General features: G+C 60.5%; 17 protein-coding genes. 7 read left to right on the forward strand and 10 right to left on the reverse strand.

The window, feature by feature from the left end; genetic code table 11:
- From BMY35_RS28455 to BMY35_RS28470, 4 genes are read right to left on the reverse strand one after another with little or no spacing between them, the layout of a single operon-like run.
- The gene (locus tag BMY35_RS28455) at nucleotides 1–489 is read right to left on the reverse strand and encodes an HAD domain-containing protein (protein WP_093206354.1); all 489 of its coding nucleotides are present in this window, start codon (nucleotides 487–489) and stop codon (nucleotides 1–3) included.
- On the reverse strand, nucleotides 486–905 hold the full coding sequence (locus BMY35_RS28460) for a DUF2384 domain-containing protein (RefSeq protein WP_256229887.1): 420 nt from the start codon (nucleotides 903–905) through the stop codon (nucleotides 486–488). The genes BMY35_RS28455 and BMY35_RS28460 overlap by 4 nt, the downstream gene beginning before the upstream one ends.
- Before the next feature lie 9 nt (nucleotides 906–914).
- Nucleotides 915–1,745: a metallophosphoesterase gene (locus tag BMY35_RS28465; RefSeq protein ID WP_093206355.1), complete on the reverse strand. Its 831-nt coding sequence runs from the start codon at nucleotides 1,743–1,745 to the stop codon at nucleotides 915–917.
- A 28-nt stretch (nucleotides 1,746–1,773) separates the two neighbouring features.
- A complete protein-coding gene (locus tag BMY35_RS28470) occupies nucleotides 1,774–2,217 on the reverse strand; it encodes a hypothetical protein (protein WP_256229888.1) in 444 nt (147 codons plus the stop codon).
- 176 nt (nucleotides 2,218–2,393) lie between these two features.
- Between BMY35_RS28470 and BMY35_RS28475 the strand changes: the two genes are divergently transcribed.
- From BMY35_RS28475 to BMY35_RS28485, 3 genes are all read left to right on the forward strand, one after another.
- The gene (locus tag BMY35_RS28475) at nucleotides 2,394–2,651 is read left to right on the forward strand and encodes a helix-turn-helix domain-containing protein (protein WP_093206356.1); all 258 of its coding nucleotides are present in this window, start codon (nucleotides 2,394–2,396) and stop codon (nucleotides 2,649–2,651) included.
- An 805-nt stretch (nucleotides 2,652–3,456) separates the two neighbouring features.
- On the forward strand, nucleotides 3,457–4,128 hold the full coding sequence (locus tag BMY35_RS37945) for a hypothetical protein (RefSeq protein WP_143080767.1): 672 nt from the start codon (nucleotides 3,457–3,459) through the stop codon (nucleotides 4,126–4,128).
- An 11-nt stretch (nucleotides 4,129–4,139) separates the two neighbouring features.
- Nucleotides 4,140–5,504, forward strand: a complete 1,365-nt coding sequence (locus BMY35_RS28485; protein WP_093206358.1) for a phosphoribosyltransferase-like protein — start codon at nucleotides 4,140–4,142, stop codon at nucleotides 5,502–5,504.
- Nucleotides 5,505–5,678: 174 nt separating this feature from the next.
- On the opposite strand, the gene BMY35_RS28490 is transcribed toward BMY35_RS28485, so the two are convergent.
- Genes BMY35_RS28490 through BMY35_RS28505 form a run of 4 tightly spaced genes read right to left on the reverse strand, consistent with a single transcriptional unit; the run spans nucleotide 5,679 to nucleotide 9,574 of the window.
- A complete protein-coding gene (locus tag BMY35_RS28490) occupies nucleotides 5,679–6,047 on the reverse strand; it encodes a DUF2513 domain-containing protein (RefSeq protein ID WP_093206359.1) in 369 nt (122 codons plus the stop codon).
- A gap of 28 nt (nucleotides 6,048–6,075) precedes the next feature.
- Nucleotides 6,076–8,016: a helix-hairpin-helix domain-containing protein gene (locus tag BMY35_RS28495; RefSeq protein WP_305727982.1), complete on the reverse strand. Its 1,941-nt coding sequence runs from the start codon at nucleotides 8,014–8,016 to the stop codon at nucleotides 6,076–6,078.
- 51 nt (nucleotides 8,017–8,067) lie between these two features.
- Entirely contained in the window at nucleotides 8,068–8,892 is an 825-nt protein-coding gene (locus BMY35_RS28500; protein WP_093206360.1) for a PP2C family serine/threonine-protein phosphatase, read from the reverse strand.
- Between the two features lie 22 nt (nucleotides 8,893–8,914).
- The gene (locus BMY35_RS28505) at nucleotides 8,915–9,574 is read right to left on the reverse strand and encodes a vWA domain-containing protein (protein WP_093206361.1); all 660 of its coding nucleotides are present in this window, start codon (nucleotides 9,572–9,574) and stop codon (nucleotides 8,915–8,917) included.
- Nucleotides 9,575–10,900: 1,326 nt separating this feature from the next.
- Here BMY35_RS28505 and BMY35_RS28510 point away from each other — a divergent pair.
- Genes BMY35_RS28510 through BMY35_RS28525 form a run of 4 tightly spaced genes read left to right on the forward strand, consistent with a single transcriptional unit; the run spans nucleotide 10,901 to nucleotide 13,758 of the window.
- Nucleotides 10,901–11,233 carry a hypothetical protein gene (locus tag BMY35_RS28510; protein WP_093206362.1) on the forward strand — a complete coding sequence of 111 codons (333 nt, stop codon included), beginning with the start codon at nucleotides 10,901–10,903 and terminating at the stop codon, nucleotides 11,231–11,233.
- 11 nt (nucleotides 11,234–11,244) lie between these two features.
- Nucleotides 11,245–12,489, forward strand: a complete 1,245-nt coding sequence (locus BMY35_RS28515; RefSeq protein ID WP_093206363.1) for a PfkB family carbohydrate kinase — start codon at nucleotides 11,245–11,247, stop codon at nucleotides 12,487–12,489.
- Entirely contained in the window at nucleotides 12,486–13,082 is a 597-nt protein-coding gene (locus BMY35_RS28520) for a 7-cyano-7-deazaguanine synthase (RefSeq protein ID WP_093206364.1), read from the forward strand. The genes BMY35_RS28515 and BMY35_RS28520 overlap by 4 nt, the downstream gene beginning before the upstream one ends.
- Nucleotides 13,069–13,758, forward strand: coding sequence for a nitroreductase family protein (locus BMY35_RS28525; protein WP_177213725.1), 690 nt, complete (start codon nucleotides 13,069–13,071; stop codon nucleotides 13,756–13,758). The genes BMY35_RS28520 and BMY35_RS28525 overlap by 14 nt, the downstream gene beginning before the upstream one ends.
- Here the strand turns inward: BMY35_RS28525 and BMY35_RS28530 are convergent.
- Nucleotides 13,699–14,571: an 8-oxoguanine DNA glycosylase gene (locus BMY35_RS28530; protein WP_093206366.1), complete on the reverse strand. Its 873-nt coding sequence runs from the start codon at nucleotides 14,569–14,571 to the stop codon at nucleotides 13,699–13,701. The two genes, BMY35_RS28525 and BMY35_RS28530, sit on opposite strands and share 60 nt — an antisense overlap.
- On the reverse strand, nucleotides 14,568–14,903 hold the full coding sequence (locus BMY35_RS28535; protein ID WP_177213726.1) for a helix-turn-helix domain-containing protein: 336 nt from the start codon (nucleotides 14,901–14,903) through the stop codon (nucleotides 14,568–14,570). The genes BMY35_RS28530 and BMY35_RS28535 overlap by 4 nt, the downstream gene beginning before the upstream one ends.
- Between the last annotated feature and the right edge of the window lie 24 nt (nucleotides 14,904–14,927).

Consider the following 14,927-nt stretch of genomic DNA (forward strand, 5'->3'; position numbering starts at 1 on the left):
TCAGTCATTCGTGAAGCGCAGGAAATGCGAACGTAGTTCCTGGAAGCTGTCTTGACCGAACGCGAGCTTCGGATCGGTGAGCACGAGCCGTTCGAAGCCCGCTTCGAAGCTGCCGGGCCAATCGTCGAGTGCGACCCACTCTGTGTCACTGCGGCCGTTGCCGTCAAGCCAGACCTGAATCTCCAACTGGCGTCGGTAGTCGACGATCGCATCGGGGTCGATCTGCGGCGTGGCGCCAATGATCCGGTGCCGGATGTCATCGCTGAAGTACCGCTGCAGCCGCTCGATGCCTTCGACGAGTCGCCACTCCGATGAAATGACGACGTTGACCGACTGGAACTCCCGAAGCAGTTCCTCCAGCAGTGGCAAATGGCTGAAGAACCTGCTGCTGAACGAGTAGTCCGTCCCGACGGGATGCAGTACGCCGTCGATATCCAGGAACAGCAGGTCGCTGGAGTCACCAGTGTGAGTGGTGCGCGGGGATGTCATCCAACGAACCCGGCCTGGATGGACTCCAGGAGATTGAGCACATCGGCGGCCCGCCCTTCGGCTACCAGCGCTTCAGCCGTCTTGTAGTTGAACGGCGCGAGTGGTTCGTTCCTGTAGCGGAGGATGACGCCCTGGAGATCGTCTCCCGAGACCGCTGCCACGGCGGCCAGAACTTGCAAGTTGGCGCGAATATGCGACTGGATGCTCTGCGCCGCGGGAGCGTGAATGACTGTGCTTCGGTGGACGTGCGCCTCTCTGGCGAACGAAGCGATATCCAGGCCCATCATCTCGATGAACTTCGCCAGCGACAGAACCTGGTGGCCGCCCGTCCTGTCGCTCAGGAAAGCGATGAGTTCGACCGTCTGGACCGCCGCGGTCAAGGCCTCGTTCCTGTCAGGCGCATTGAGGTGGGGCATTGAGGCCTCTCATAGATTGACCACCAACCCCGGGTTGAATCGCTTGTTCTCTACATCACGACCATGTCGCATGTAGCCTCTGGGGTTACACACGACCCGGCAGTTGCCCACTTGGTAGTCGTAGCTCTCGTGGAGGTGACCGTGAATCCAAAGCGAGGGCACTTCGAAGAAGGAGTCTGGAAGCTCGCTCACGAAGGCTGGGGACAGCCAGTCGGATTGATAGTGCGGTGCGAGCGAGTTCCGGTGCGGCGCATGATGGGTCACAACCACCGTTGGACCGTCGAACGGTTCCGCCAGCTTCCGGGCCAGCCAGGCACGATCACCCCGGTGGAGCGCGCGCGTGTCTTCCGGTGTCAGGCGCCGCTTCTTTGGCTTGGTCGTCGTCGATGCATCGGAAGGCTCAGGCATCTCTGCCCACCGGATTGACGAGTAGTCGTTGAGATGGAGTTTGGCCGCTTTCATGGCCCGCTCGGCATCGACCAGAGGCCCAACCTTGACCTGGATTGGCAGTTCAAAGTCGGTCCACAGCGTGCAGCCCAAGAACCGGACGCCAGCGATCTCAGCCTCGCCAGGCGCCAGAAGATGCACATCGCACGCCTTCGCGGTGAGCGCCATCTCCTTGAGCGAAGTCTGCAGGACGCCTTGATAGAACTCGTGATTGCCGGGCACGAACAGGATGGGGACCGTCTCTCCGAAGTTCTCGCTCCGGCGAGCCCAGCGCATGGCCTTGGAGCCGGGCACGGAGATGTCCCCGGCAAGGATCACGACGTCGCAGTCGGCCTTCGGAACGAGAAAGGTACCGAACTCGAGATGCAGGTCCGAAAGGATGAGCAGCTTCACATCGGTTGCCCCTTCAATCTCACAAAGCTCAGGACATCAGGATCGAAAGTTTGGAGTTCCACGCCTCGCCATAGGGGATGGAAGGCACGGCCACGCGGATCGTCGGGCGATCGAAGTCGCTGGTTTCGAAGAGGAAATGCACGTGCTGAAAGCGCCAAATCGCCGGTTGCCTGAAGTCCTCGGTCCACAGGAGCTGCCAGGTCCGGAAGTATTCGAAGTCGACCGTCAACGCTGACTTCCCACGAAAGACGATGCAGGCTTTGCGGGCGTCCGGGTCGAACAGGATGCTGGTTCCATCCCAGTCGCCCAGCATCCGCCGGGGATCGACCGGGAAGAAGGTTGCACCGGCTGCCTGGCCTTGTTCCCGGAGGAGCTGTTCGCGCCCAGTCTGGATTGACCGCGGCGATGCGATCCAGGCCCAGTAGAAGAGAGCCAGTGCGACTGCGAGCATCGCCAGCAGCGGGAGTGTCATGGTCGGATATTCCTGTAGTGGACGTCCCCGCACCCGTCGCGATGAATCCAGCGGCGAGCAGGCGCGGAAAACTGGTCGCAAAAATCATATCAAAAAGATACGGATAGTCCGCGAACTGAAAGTCCGCGTACTTATTGACCGTAGTGCTTTAGACCGCGTACTCTGAACATCGCGGCATGAGTACGAAGACGCGCGCGGTCGCACAGAATCCCCTGGAGGTCTTTGGTGCCGGGGTGCGTGCCGAACGCAAGGCCCGGGGCTATTCGCAGGAAGCCTTCGCCGACCACATCGGCATTGACCGCAGTTACATGGGCGGCGTCGAACGAGGTGAGCGAAATTTGTCGCTGACGAACATCATGCGGATCGTGACTGGACTGGAAATGAAGCCGTCCGAGTTCTTCAGATATCTGGACGTCGGGGGACGCGCAAAGTAGCGAGCGTTTGGCTGATCGGCTCCCAGCCAATGCTGAGCTCGCCTCGGCGCACTCTTGCTCGGGTCAGGCTGAGCGCTTTCTTGTTCATGCCCTGAGGCCTTGCCCGCTTATGGGCGCGACACGAAGAGCGATGCAGAGGACGTTGTGCTTCGCCAGACGGTGTCGCTACGTCGTTGGGCCGCTGACTGGATCATGAATGGCCGGATACGCCGTGGGGCGGGGATAAGAGGACCGTTGACATAAGTTATCGTTGGCTGCCATACTCGGGTCATCCAAAAGGGGTTCGCGAGACGACCACCTTGCGCAGAGGCGCGTACGGAGATGCTTTCAAGTACGTTTGGATTATTGAGTCGAATCCTGTGGTCGACTCCTCTCTTGGAAGCGTTCCTCGGCCAAGAGCGATGCTAGGGGATAGCTCACAAGCTTAATGACAAAGCACCGGTATTTTTCCGGTTGAGCGACAGGAGGTCGTTACCCCTCCCGTGACGAAAAACTATTCGGCTTTCGTCACGCTGCCACTGTTAGCCGATAAAACACCATCACCTCTAGCGTTTGCGCTATGAGGTGATTTTCATTGTGGCGTCCCCTTATGCAAATATTGCGACTCGAACCTTCCGAGATTGACAAAATCCGGTCCGAATTGCAGGTCAGATGGCTGAAATCCGGTCCCCGGCTACTCGGCTCTCAGCTTGGGCTACTGGTTGCTCAATCGATTCGGCCGAAATCCCTGCGCGACGTTGGCTCATTGCGAAACCTTGTCGCAGGGCAATTGAGCCATCTTCTGAGAGAAGATGGCTCGACGGACATGGACGTTACTTATGCCATTCATCCGGCGTCCACAATATTGACGCCACTGAGCCTTGTTTCCAGTGAGGAACTCTCTGGCTCGAAGCTATGGCAGTTTTTCTCCAACCCCTCCGTGAAGTCTGGCATATGGGTGAATGCCGAGGGGCGAATAAGATCCGCTGCTCTTGGTGTTTCCCTAGAAGAAGGATTCAAAGAGCTTCCACGCCTGACCACGGAAGATTACAGGAGTCTCGCACACCAATTCCTGAGCGAAATTCCAAACCAAGCTGTCCGGCCCCAGCTTGAAGCAATTCTGGGCCTGGAAGATTTTTATAGCGCTTGGGTCAATGAACTAAGGATTTTGCCGTCCGGAGATGAAGAAATTCATCGGAAATGGGACAGCGTCCGATTTGAGCACATCGCAAAACGTCTGGGTGATGCCCTCATCGAGGCCGGCGTTGGCGAGGCAAAGGCGGCTGAAATCGTTGCCAGAGCGCGAATGCGTAAATCCACGCGCCCCGTCGCTCCGGGACCCGCTGGCCAGGCAGAACATGCAAGCGCGCCAACCCCGATGGATGACGCGGCCAAGCTTCGCCAGCTTGTCCATGCTGCAGTTGATTTGATGAGTATTGCTGAACTCAGGGAGCTGAAAATACCTGCAGGGGCTTTGCTCGACGCGAAACTGAACTAGGGCGCCAGGAAATGCGGCGTCTCGTGGTTGTTTGCGAGGAAAAGGATGCTGCGGCGATTCGGCAGAACATCGCATCGCAGGTACATCCCTCTTATCTGGAGCGATTCGTCGAGATCCTGACCGTCAATCTGGAGAGTGATGAGCATACAGATGTGCTTTATCGCGTGATTGACAAGACGGCGCCTGCAAAAACACCACCAACGGCTTCCACACGCGAACCCATTCTTTGTGTCGCCAGAGAGGTCGGGGCCAAATACTTCCTGGGCTCGACACTCAAGAAGTTTCCGCTGACCTACATGGAGCATGCCCGCGCAATATTGCTCCGATCCAGCGATAAAAAGGGGCAACCGAGCAAGGCTGAACAACTTGTACGTGATTGCGGGCTGACGCTTCGGGCAGGAGCCACCGAGTCGCTGCGACTGTGGTCTCATGGTGCGATCGATGCCCAATACATCGACCGCTGGCTTCAGCAGTTCACCAAGCTCGGCGTGCCATGGCTCGGCAGTTCGATCCTTGCGCGGGTCCATCTGTATGAGCAACCGAATCTCGGTGAATGGCTCCTGACTGCCGACATCCCCAAGACTGCGGCGCTTTGCGTCAATCGCGATCCTCGAAGCCACGGCAAGAGTGGCGAGGTCGTTGCAAACATCATCAACAAAGGCAGTTCTGGGCGGAAGGTATTTGATGCGCCGGCGAATGCGGTGGACGAAGGCCATACAGAGATCGCGTTGTTCGAAGATGGTCTTTGGACGGCAACGGAAACTGTGGGTGTTCTGGAAAGCATGCTGGGTCTGCGCGACGAAAATCGCCAGAAGACCAAGCCCTTGGCCGATCCGGGGAAATTCAAAGACCTCAAGCTGTCTTTGGTCTACGGCATCGCAACCGACTATGGCAGAGCCTTGGTTGAACGCTTTCTGGCAGATAAGGGACTCAGCAACGTCGAGATCAAGTCCGGCATTGAGTTGAAGGTGGTGTCTGAAGATCTGCTTGAGGGTATGCGCACAGGCAAGCACGCCAGCGCCGACCTGTGGGCGAACGGCCCACCAATGGAGCATGTTTCTCCGTACTTTTTCCAGCAGCATGGGATTGGCCATGCCGGTAAGGCGGAACAAGCTCGGGATTTCTGTGCCAATGTCGGTCGCCAGCTCTTCGTCAACTACATCGAAGTGATGAAGCAGCGCAGACCAGACTACAAAGACTGGGCCGAAGCAAAACTGAACAAATGCGGCCTGGGCATGTGGAGCCTGGGCCTCACATTGGCATTTGTCCACTCGGTCCCCAAGGCGTCCCTTCCCCTTTTGTGGGCCTCGGGGCCCGTGGAGTACAAGAGCCGTCGTCTTGACGAGTGGCTACCTCTGTTTCCAAAGGCAATGTGACCGAGAGTTGAGTGGCATCCTTTCGATCCACAGGCTCAAAGCGCATCTGATGGATGCGATCGGAAGTGGGGTCACTGCCGGGGAGCGAACTCTCCGTTCAGCCATCGCCGAAGATCCGTTGGGGATCCGCGATCGGCAGGCTGCCCGTGGCCATGACTCCGATGGCGACGAAAGTCAGGATAGGAGGCTCTCCATGATCCTCTTCCCAACTGTGATCACAAGATCGAAGGTCATGTCGATGCTCTTGGCCTTGAATGTCTCCTGGATCTTGGCCCACACGGTGTCGTTGCGGATGGTATCCAACAGGTCATGGCCGCTGTTGGTCAGACCTCTTGCTATGGCGGCTGCAATCCGTCCGTCTCCTGACTTGGATTCCAGAATATCCGCCTTGATGTAGCCGGCTTCACTGAGCAGCCTCATGTTGTAAGCAACCTCCTGTTCTGGATACTCTGGAAGTTGATGGGCGTTCAGTGCGGTGTTGGCAGTGCTTGCGGCTTCGAGACGCAAGAGGATCGCCCGGATGATTGACCAGTTCTTGATCATGCTTCTATTTCCTCGTGTTGCAATCTTGTCAGAGCATCAAGTCTGCTGTGGCTTGGGCGAGCGTTGAGGCAGCCTGCGTCAACGCCGGGGTTGCGCGCGCAAGGTTCGCCTCGGCTTCCACACGCATGCGGGCCAGGCGCTCCAGCCCGCTCTGAAGGCCGGACTCGAGCTTCTGGCGCTGCGCAGCGACTTCGTTTTTCGCGCGCGCAATATCCGTCTGCAGCGCTTGAGGTGAAGGATCGAATCTGAAGCGTGCCTCGCACTGGCTTCTCCATCCCAGCATCGTCGTGGTCAGCTTCGGTCCAAAGCCCTTGACTGCGCGGACGCCGGCTCTCGTGACATCCGCAGCCGTTTCGATACCCCAGGAGCGCAGGGCTGCTTTCTTTGTAGTTCCCAAGCCGGCGATGTCGGCGTCTTCGATGAAGAAGCGGTCAAGATGGTCGTGCAGTTGGCGCGCCTGGGCTTTCGCCTTGGCCGACTCAATCATGTTCTTCTCCACGGAAGCCAGATTCTCATGCGCTTGCCGCAACGGTGCGAGCGCCTGCTTTTCCTGTGCGAATCTGGTTCCTGCGGTGATCTGCGTGACATTGGAGATCAACTGGTCGTAGGCGCTTTGGGCCGCGTCTCGCCGCGACTGGCGCTGCGCCATCTCCTTCTTGTAGTCCTCGCTTGCCCCACTGGAGACCGTGAGCCATATCCCGAAGCAGAGCAGTCCTCCCAGAATTCCGAGCGCGGGCGCAATGTAGGTGAAGAAGGCTGCTGCAACGACTATGACGACGAAGGATGGCAAGCGGTTCTTCCCCTTCTTCAATCCTTGCGGAAGCGGGGTCGGCTCGACCTTGATCTGGGAGGGCTGTGCCAGCGCTGATGCCTTTGGCGGATGAACGCTTTCAATGGCCGCCCAGACCCGGGCGAGCACGAACCCCGTGCCGGTGTTCGTGATGAAGGTCCCGAGGTCGATGAAGAAGTGCGCCCCCTGGTTTTCCAAGGCACACCAGGGGCATGCCGAGGAGTGATTCGGATAGACGTGCATCTTCGACTTGCCGCATGTCTTGAGCGTGCCACGCATCTGATCGAGCGCTGCGATCCATTGGCTGGCGGTGGGGCGTCCTGCAGCCATGGCGCCAGCTTCGGTGAAAGCACGCTGGAACATCGACTGCACGGCAGGTGGAACCAGGGACAAGGGGATCGAGCGTGGCGGTGGGGCAAAGCCGCGCTGGCCCGCGTCAGGCCCATAGGCAAAACGAAACGCCTTGATGTCGGGCTCCAGCCCGTTGCCGACGTCTTCGCGAAGCGGACGCCCCGCAAAGGGATGTCTTCCGGCAAACAGCAGATGAAAAATGAGAAGCGCCAGGCCGAATGCGTCGTGATTTGCACTGCGCGCGAGCGTGCTGAATGATGAGATCCCTTGCAGTTCGGGCGGGGTGAAGTGCGAGACGCCTACCTCGCACAGATGAACCTTGCCACCGGCAGCAATCTGCATCGAATCGCTGTCGATGAGCAGAACCTTGGTGTCATGGCCCACCATGACGTTGCCCTGATTGACGTCACCGAGCACATGGCCGTGCCGATGGACGGCTTCAAAGGCCGTGGCGGTATTGCGCGCGGCGTAGAGCAGGAAATCCCAGGCTGCCTTTGGATAATCCTGCTTGCGATGCGCGACGCTGTAGAGCATGTGAACCGGCTGCTTCTGCGAGACGCGCTCCATCAGGAAGCCAACGACCGGGCCGCCGCGTGATTGATGCAAGGTCTCCGTGGGCCAGGCCAGGTATTCCAGCAGGTCCTTGTGGCCATGCGTGGCCATGAAGCGCAGCTTGTCCTGCTTCTGGGCGTTGGGTGCGGCGTGATACAGCTTGGCGACCAGCTTGGGTTGGGCTGGGACGTCGAACACGCTGCCTTCGCCCCCTTTGCCGAGTTGCTTGCCGAGGGCGATCGATGCTCCGCCGCCAGTCCAAAGGTTGTTCATCACCGGGCTCACAAGGAAAGGACTTGGGGTGGCTGTGCCGTTCAGGCGACAGCCCTATTCGCAGCGCACAGCCAGCGCGAGGCTCTTGTCGTCGTCGGTGCGCTCGTTGACGGGAGCGCTATCCAGGAATGCGGCCAACTGAGTCTGGAGCAAGTCTTCCTGCTCGGCGGTGGCCTTGGCCAGAACCGTGAAGAAGGGTTCAAAAAACGGCTCATGAGGCGTCCCCTGCGACATGTTCAGGGCCAGCCGCTGGAGGCCATCACTGAAGGCAGCGAGCTTCAGAGCACTGCCGGCGTAGAGCTTGTGCACCATCACCTCGAGGCAGTCGTCCTGCGTGACGAAATGCGTCATGTTGGCGTACTCGCCAGTCATCGGGGCGGTGAACAGTTCCAGCCCATTGCCTGTGTCGAGCACGATGGCGCCGTCACCGATCTGGAAGACGAGCGTTGCCTGCGAAGTCGATATGGCCCCGAGAAAGGTGCACGCGAAATCGCGTGCTCCGAGGCTCTTCTTGTCTGCTTCATTGACGGCATCGAGCTCGCCTGCAGCGCCTGCATCGCGCCTGGTGCTGGCCACTTCAAGGATCGCCGAGCGCACGGCCTGAACGCAATCGCGTGCCAGTGCTGGCGCCCGTTCGGTCGTCAGCACCGGCGCCTCTGAAGCGAATGCTTCTGCTACGAAGCGAGCGGCCGATTGAACCGCAGTGGTCGCACCATCGCGACCATGGCGTGCCGAGCCAGCGCCGTCCGCGACGAAGATGGTAAGAACACGCTCGTCGCCCAACTGCTCGACCATCGCCCAGCAGTCATCCTGGCAATCCGAGCCATTGGTGCGGTGCGAAGTACCGATGGCCGCCGCGGACACCACGCGCCAGTTCATGCCGCGAGCCTTCCTCGTGCGGTCATACCGATGCCCAGCCGGTGGGTGCATCCAGCTTGACCTCGGTTCCAGGCGTGGACTGCGACACGGACTTGAGTGAAGAGGACAACCAACTGAAGAGCTCCCGGAACTTCAATCCGTCCAGGGTCAAGGGCGTGCGCACACTGATCTGGCTGAGCACTTCGAGGTTGGCTCCCTTGACGCCGATGGCAAAGAACGCGAAAGCCTTGGAGGCTTCGCCTTCCTTGACCGCCGCTGCCGCGCTCTGCCACTCGTCGGTGGGGCCGCCGTCTGTGATCAGGAACACCCAGGGGCGATAGTACGGAATGCCGTTGGCGCGGTACTCCTCCTTGCGCTCCCGCACAAGCTGCAGCCCTTGGCGGATCGCTTCTCCCATCGGCGTGGCTCCCTGCGGGGACAGGGTGGGTGGATAGAAGGACTCTGCGCCTGTGAAAGGTGTGTGCACCTGCGTCGGTCCGAATGTCACGATGGCGATCTCCACGCGCTTCATGGCCAAGGCGTCCGCCGCAAGTTCATCCTTGAGCGTGACGAGCCCGTCGTTGAGATGCTGGATGGGCGCGCCGGACATCGAGCCGGATACGTCGAGCAACAGCACGCAGGGGCAGCGTGGTTCGGCGTTGTCTGCGAAGTTGGAGGTACCGAAGCCGATCTGTTCTGTCATGGAGAAGTCCCTGTAGGTTGATGAAGGTGTTGCCAGCGGGCGTAAGCGGCGATCTCGACTCAGGGGCCGTCGCCTTGAGGGCCAAGGCGCTCCGAAGGAGCTTCGTATCGCGGGGCGGTATATCTCTGAAGAGACTGGCGCTGAGGAACCACGACGCCGCGCTCCACAGGGACACGCTCTGCCTGCAAGCGCCCGCTCTGTGGACGTTCAATCGGCGCGTAGGCGTTGCCTCGGTCGTTTGGTTCCGCGTTCGCCACGTCCGGCGAGCGTTGCTGTGCCGGCGGGGTGTATGGGAACCGCTGATTGAACGAAGCACCTGGTGCGACGTTGAGTCCGCGTCCGCCTGGGATGCCTCTCATGGGGCCGAGGGCTCGAAGATCACGTGGACCGTGATCTTCCGTGTCGGCATCTTCATCCTCAGTATCCCGCTCTCGCTGAATGGGCGGCCTCGTGCCGGCAGGCACGCGTGCTGCGGAGGCCTCCAAGGACCTGCTGGTCACCGGGTCCGCCGGGCCCAAGGCAGGGACGGAGCGCTGAACTTCGACAGGCGTAACTACTGGAGGCGACGTGCGGCGGGTGCTTTCCAGGACTTCCTCGGCCGGTTCGGACCGCTGCGGGGATGCGACACGCGCGTTGCTCGCAGCCGCGGGCCGCGTCGCGGAAGCATTTGTTGGAACATTCGCTGGGCGCGAGATCGTGGGGATGCTCGCAACCGGCGGTGTCGAAGCGCTGAAGGTCTCCAGTCCAATCATCAGGGCTGTCGCATATGCGGCGAAGCCACCGGCGGCGCCACAGAGAGACCAACGCGCTGCAGTGAATGCCGAGTTGCGAGGCGTGCTTCCTTGGAACCGAGCCCAAAGCTTTGGGTACTGCGTCCAGGCGATCCATGCCGCGCCAATGCAAGCCGCCAAGGTTGCGAGCCCTGCGAGAACGGCTGCATTCGCCAGGCACAAGCCTCCAATGGTCCAGAGAATCGCCGTCCATTTGAGGCGCGGACCGGCGGCCATCTGTGTCGGGACCTGGTTGTTCTTATAGCCCGTTCTGAAACGCCGATCCCGCTGCCCCAAGTTGACATGGAGCAGGACACCCGCGCCCGCGAGCAGCGCAAGGACACCCACGATTTCCCTCACCCTAAGCCCTCCGGCTGTCCTGAAAAATAGTAATGAATAAGTTGCAAAAAACGGAGTCCACTCACCCCTCCCGTCCTTGCGATGGCGAAGTGTTGAAAGTAGCCTCACTTGGCGGATTTCTCTCATCCCCAGAATTCGGTATTGCGTCCCCTGAACCTGTCGATAGTCTGCGTTTCACTACAACAGGAGGTGGACCATGTCGGGATCTGGCGGCGGCGGTGGAGGTGGCGGCTCTTCGGATTGGGACCTGAGTTGTGAGACGCTGGTGATCGAGACACAGCTGAGCTCGCCGGACGCTGCCGTCATCGCTAGCATCCAGGTGAACGATGTTCTACCGGTCGAGACCCGGAAGATGAACGGGACAACCGCTGTGGCGGTTGTGCATCAGGGGCAAGTTGCCGGAGGACTGGCGACGCCGGAACTGCTGCGTCTGCGGGAGTGCCTGAAGGCCGGCACTCAATACAACGCGAAAGTTCTTTCCAAGTCCAATGGACAGGTTCGTGTGGTCGTGCGACCCGTGCAGCTTTGACGTCGCAAGCCATGGAGGCCTCAGACGCGCCGCCTGCCGATTCCATTGCGGTCGTGGGCGGCGTCTATCACGAGCGATGCATGCGTCCTCGTTGGCGCGAGATCTTCGGCTCAGCCGGCCGGGCTGCTTCGGCGATCGCGGCAATGCAAGGAGCCGTGGAGTTGCACGGCTATGTCGATGCCCATGGCGCCGAAGTTGTGACCCAGCGAGCGGTGTTTTCCACGACTCCGATGGCGATCCGTACGAAGGAGGCGTCGACTGCGGTGGCGTTCGATTATCACCATGGGCTGGAAACGCCACGCATCTACGGCGTCGCGCAGCCGCTGCCTGAAATCGAAGTCAGTGCCCGGCACATCGTGCGCTTCGGGATGCTGGAGGGGGATGCACGGGTTCATGGTGATCGGGTCGTTTACGACCCGCAGAATGCGCAGAACCCGCGGCCGTTCCACGAGAACGGATCCACCGCCAGGGAACTCGCGCTCGTTCTGAACCAGCACGAAGCCTCGTTGATGACGGGCAAGACGGACGTACCCGTCGAAGAGATGGCCAGAGAGCTACTGCAAACGCACAAGGCCAGCGTTGTTGTCATCAAGCGTGGACCGCGGGGGGCGCTTGTCTTTGACGGCACGAACGTGCACGCTGTGCCGGCCTATCGGTCGCAGGAAGTATGGAAGATCGGCTCGGGCGACAACTTCGTCGCCCACTTCGCGCACCAGTGGATGCAGCGTGGTCGCACGCCTGCCGAGAGCGCAGATCTGGCATCGAGGGCGACGGCGTTCTATTGTGAAACGCGCTCCTTTGCGGCGCCTGAATCCCTGGCCGCGTTCAATCCACCTGCGATCACTGTGTCTGAGCGCTATGCGAAGGGCTGGCGGCCGACGGTGTACCTGGCGGGGCCTTTCTTCACGCTGGCCCAACTGTGGCTGGTTGAACAGGCGCGAGGCAATCTGCGCAGCATGGGATTGACAGTGTTTTCGCCGTATCACGACGTAGGCCTGGGTTCGGCTGACGACGTCGTCTCGAAAGACCTGGATGGGATCAGGAGAGCCGATTTCGTGTTTGCAATCGGCGACGGTCTTGATTCCGGGACGATCTACGAGATCGGATTTGCCCGGGCCTTGAACAAGCCGGTCATCGTCTACTGCGAGAACGAAAGTGAAGAGAACAAGAAAATGATCGAAGGCTCAGGCTGTACTCTCACCAAAGACTACGTGGGCGCGGTCTATCAGGCGGTCTGGCTGGCCGCGGGGCTATGAAGACAGCGCTGCTGCTGTCGGGCGGGATGGATTCCCTCAGCATCGCCTGGTGGAAACGTCCGGATATCGCGATCACCATCGACTACGGGCAACTGGCGGCTGAAGCGGAACTGCGGGCATCGAAGGCCGTCTGTGCAGTCCTCGATATCGAGCATCACATCCTGCGGGTCGACTGCCGGATGCTGGGTTCGGGCGACATGGCTGGTGGCGAGGCAGACCCCCATGCGCCCGCGAGCGATTGGTGGCCCTATCGCAACCAACTGCTGGCAACACTCGCAGCGATGAAGGCAATCTCGCTCGGTGTCACCCAGCTTTGGTTGGGGACTGTGAAATCCGATGGCAGCCATCGCGATGGGACGCAGGAGTTCGTCGGTGCACTGGATCGGCTGCTGAGCCTGCAAGAGGGATGCATGCGGGTTGAAGCGCCGGCGATCGAGCTTTCCACGGCCGAACTGGTGAAGCTGTCGGGAGCGCCTCTTGACCAGCTGGCTTGGGCGCACAGCTGTCACAAGGCCAATGTGGCATGCGCCCAATGCCGCGGGTGCAACAAGTACTTCGAAGTCCTCAAAGAGCTGCAGCGTGACGTGGCTTGATCTGGGAAACCCGCGGCCGCGCACCGAGGTGCAGCACTATGTGCCTGTGCGCTGGCCAGAAAGCGGGCGCATCCCCCTGCAGCCACTGGCGCTGCTCCCGTCGGATGATTCCACTTTCGAATGGTCCTTCATGGACCTCGCAACCCGCCGACGCTCGGCGCGCGAGTTTGCACCGTTGCCGCTGGACCGGCTGGGGTGGCTGCTTGCGCTCACCAGCCAGCAGTTGGCGTGCGGTCCACAGCATCTTGGGTTTCCTCTGACGCTGCGGCCGTCGCCTTCCGCCGGCGCTATTCATCCCGTGCACTTGGTCGTCCAGAGCCCTGTGCTCGGTGGCTGGAACAGATATGACCCTGCAGGCCATGAGCTGGTGTCAGTGCCTGGTGGTCCCGATGTGCAGGTCGTCCGAAGGGAGATGGATGAACTGATCGCGGCACCTGTGGCCACATTGTTGCTTCTCGTCGCGGAGCCAGGAAAGACGGCTGCGAAGTACTTCAATTCCGAAAGTCTCGTCTGGCGTGACGCCGGCGTCCTGCTGGGGTATCTGAGCTTGGCAGCCGAAGCGCTGGGTCTCGCTTTCGTGCCGCTGGGAATCACGGGAGATCCCTGGGCTGGAAAACTAGTCGACGAGTCGGGCCTGGCGGGTGTCGGCGCGGCGCTGGTGGGCAGGCGCACGTGATTTGATCTGCCGCTGGTTCCGCGTCTGTTGCTTCGCTGCGGGTGCTGGTAGACGTTCCCGCAAGAGTTCGTGGACAGTTGTTTGAGACGAGGCCATTTCGAGCCACATGAGTGCGTCGAGTTCGGAGGCGCGCACCCCGAGTCCACGCGCAAACGCCAGGAACTGCTGTTCGAGCTTCAGGTAGTCGCGCTCCACAGTGAGCCCTTGGTCGAAGAAGCCTCCCAGCATTCCAGCGCGAAGGATGTGAATGTCCAGGATCGCCACGTCGTCCGCGTCCAGCCAGTTGCGTGCGATCCATGATGCTGTCTTGGGACCGATCCCCTGGACCGGAAGCAACCAGTCCCGCAATTGCCGGCCTGTGCCGGTCGGTGCGGGCTCCTGGACCAGTCTGTTGAAGGCGGCATTCAGGTAGCGCGCCTTCTGCTTCGCGAATCGGTAGAGCACAGACCTGCCTTCCAGCTCCATGGGGGTCGACAGCTTTGCCAGCAAATCGGCCTCTGTAGGCGCGCCACGCTCCAGGGAAAGAAGCCCGTGCTGCTTGAGATGTCGGAATGCGGCGAGGCCGATGCTCGCCGAGATCCCATGGCCACCGAGCAGACAGGCTGCGACCTCCTCGGCGAGGGTGTTGCCGATCCTGTAGCGCACGCTCGTGCCGTTGACTCGCCGAGCCATGACCTGGAACGCCCAGTAGGCAGGAGTTGGAAAGGCGTCGATTGCCCCCCAGGGAACGCCTGCGACCACCTCGTTCGCCGCGGATGGCAGTTCCAGGTGGACTGCGGTGTGCCCGAGAAATATCGCTGCGTGCTGGGTCATGACGACTTACCCCACGTGGAAGAGACTGCTGAAGCGCGGGCAGCGGCCCGCACGAGATTCGCAAGCGCCAGTGCATGACGCTCGGTGCCGTCCCATGCGTCCAGCACTGCCCGGTGCAGCGCCTGTGCCCCCGCGCCGTCCAGATCCTCGGTTAACGATATTCCAAGATATTTGCATATCTTGCGATGGGTCGGAGTGACCTTGACCGCCTGGGAGAACGATCGACTGAGGGTCGGCTGAGGGATGCCTGTCCCTCTGGAAATATCGACCTGCTTGAGGTTTTTCTCCGCCATGGCTTGGCGGATTCTTTGCAGTACAACATTGACGTTCATGCATTTATTATTGCATAGTTGCAT

The organism is Variovorax sp. YR750 (genome assembly GCF_900109805.1).
GTDB lineage: Bacteria > Pseudomonadota > Gammaproteobacteria > Burkholderiales > Burkholderiaceae_C > Variovorax > Variovorax gossypii.

Coding starts and splice junctions, on each gene's coding strand:
- BMY35_RS28515 (WP_093206363.1), top strand. CDS start 11,245: ATGGAGGCCTCAGACGCGCCGCCTGCCGATTCCATTGCGGTCGTGGGC.
- BMY35_RS28470 (WP_256229888.1), bottom strand. CDS start 2,217: ATGACACTCCCGCTGCTGGCGATGCTCGCAGTCGCACTGGCTCTCTTC.
- BMY35_RS28485 (WP_093206358.1), top strand. CDS start 4,140: ATGCGGCGTCTCGTGGTTGTTTGCGAGGAAAAGGATGCTGCGGCGATT.
- BMY35_RS28530 (WP_093206366.1), bottom strand. CDS start 14,571: ATGACCCAGCACGCAGCGATATTTCTCGGGCACACCGCAGTCCACCTG.
- BMY35_RS28460 (WP_256229887.1), bottom strand. CDS start 905: ATGCCCCACCTCAATGCGCCTGACAGGAACGAGGCCTTGACCGCGGCG.
- BMY35_RS28505 (WP_093206361.1), bottom strand. CDS start 9,574: ATGACAGAACAGATCGGCTTCGGTACCTCCAACTTCGCAGACAACGCC.
- BMY35_RS28455 (WP_093206354.1), bottom strand. CDS start 489: ATGACATCCCCGCGCACCACTCACACTGGTGACTCCAGCGACCTGCTG.
- BMY35_RS28475 (WP_093206356.1), top strand. CDS start 2,394: ATGAGTACGAAGACGCGCGCGGTCGCACAGAATCCCCTGGAGGTCTTT.
- BMY35_RS28510 (WP_093206362.1), top strand. CDS start 10,901: ATGTCGGGATCTGGCGGCGGCGGTGGAGGTGGCGGCTCTTCGGATTGG.
- BMY35_RS28535 (WP_177213726.1), bottom strand. CDS start 14,903: ATGAACGTCAATGTTGTACTGCAAAGAATCCGCCAAGCCATGGCGGAG.
- BMY35_RS28520 (WP_093206364.1), top strand. CDS start 12,486: ATGAAGACAGCGCTGCTGCTGTCGGGCGGGATGGATTCCCTCAGCATC.
- BMY35_RS28490 (WP_093206359.1), bottom strand. CDS start 6,047: ATGATCAAGAACTGGTCAATCATCCGGGCGATCCTCTTGCGTCTCGAA.
- BMY35_RS28500 (WP_093206360.1), bottom strand. CDS start 8,892: ATGAACTGGCGCGTGGTGTCCGCGGCGGCCATCGGTACTTCGCACCGC.
- BMY35_RS37945 (WP_143080767.1), top strand. CDS start 3,457: ATGGACGTTACTTATGCCATTCATCCGGCGTCCACAATATTGACGCCA.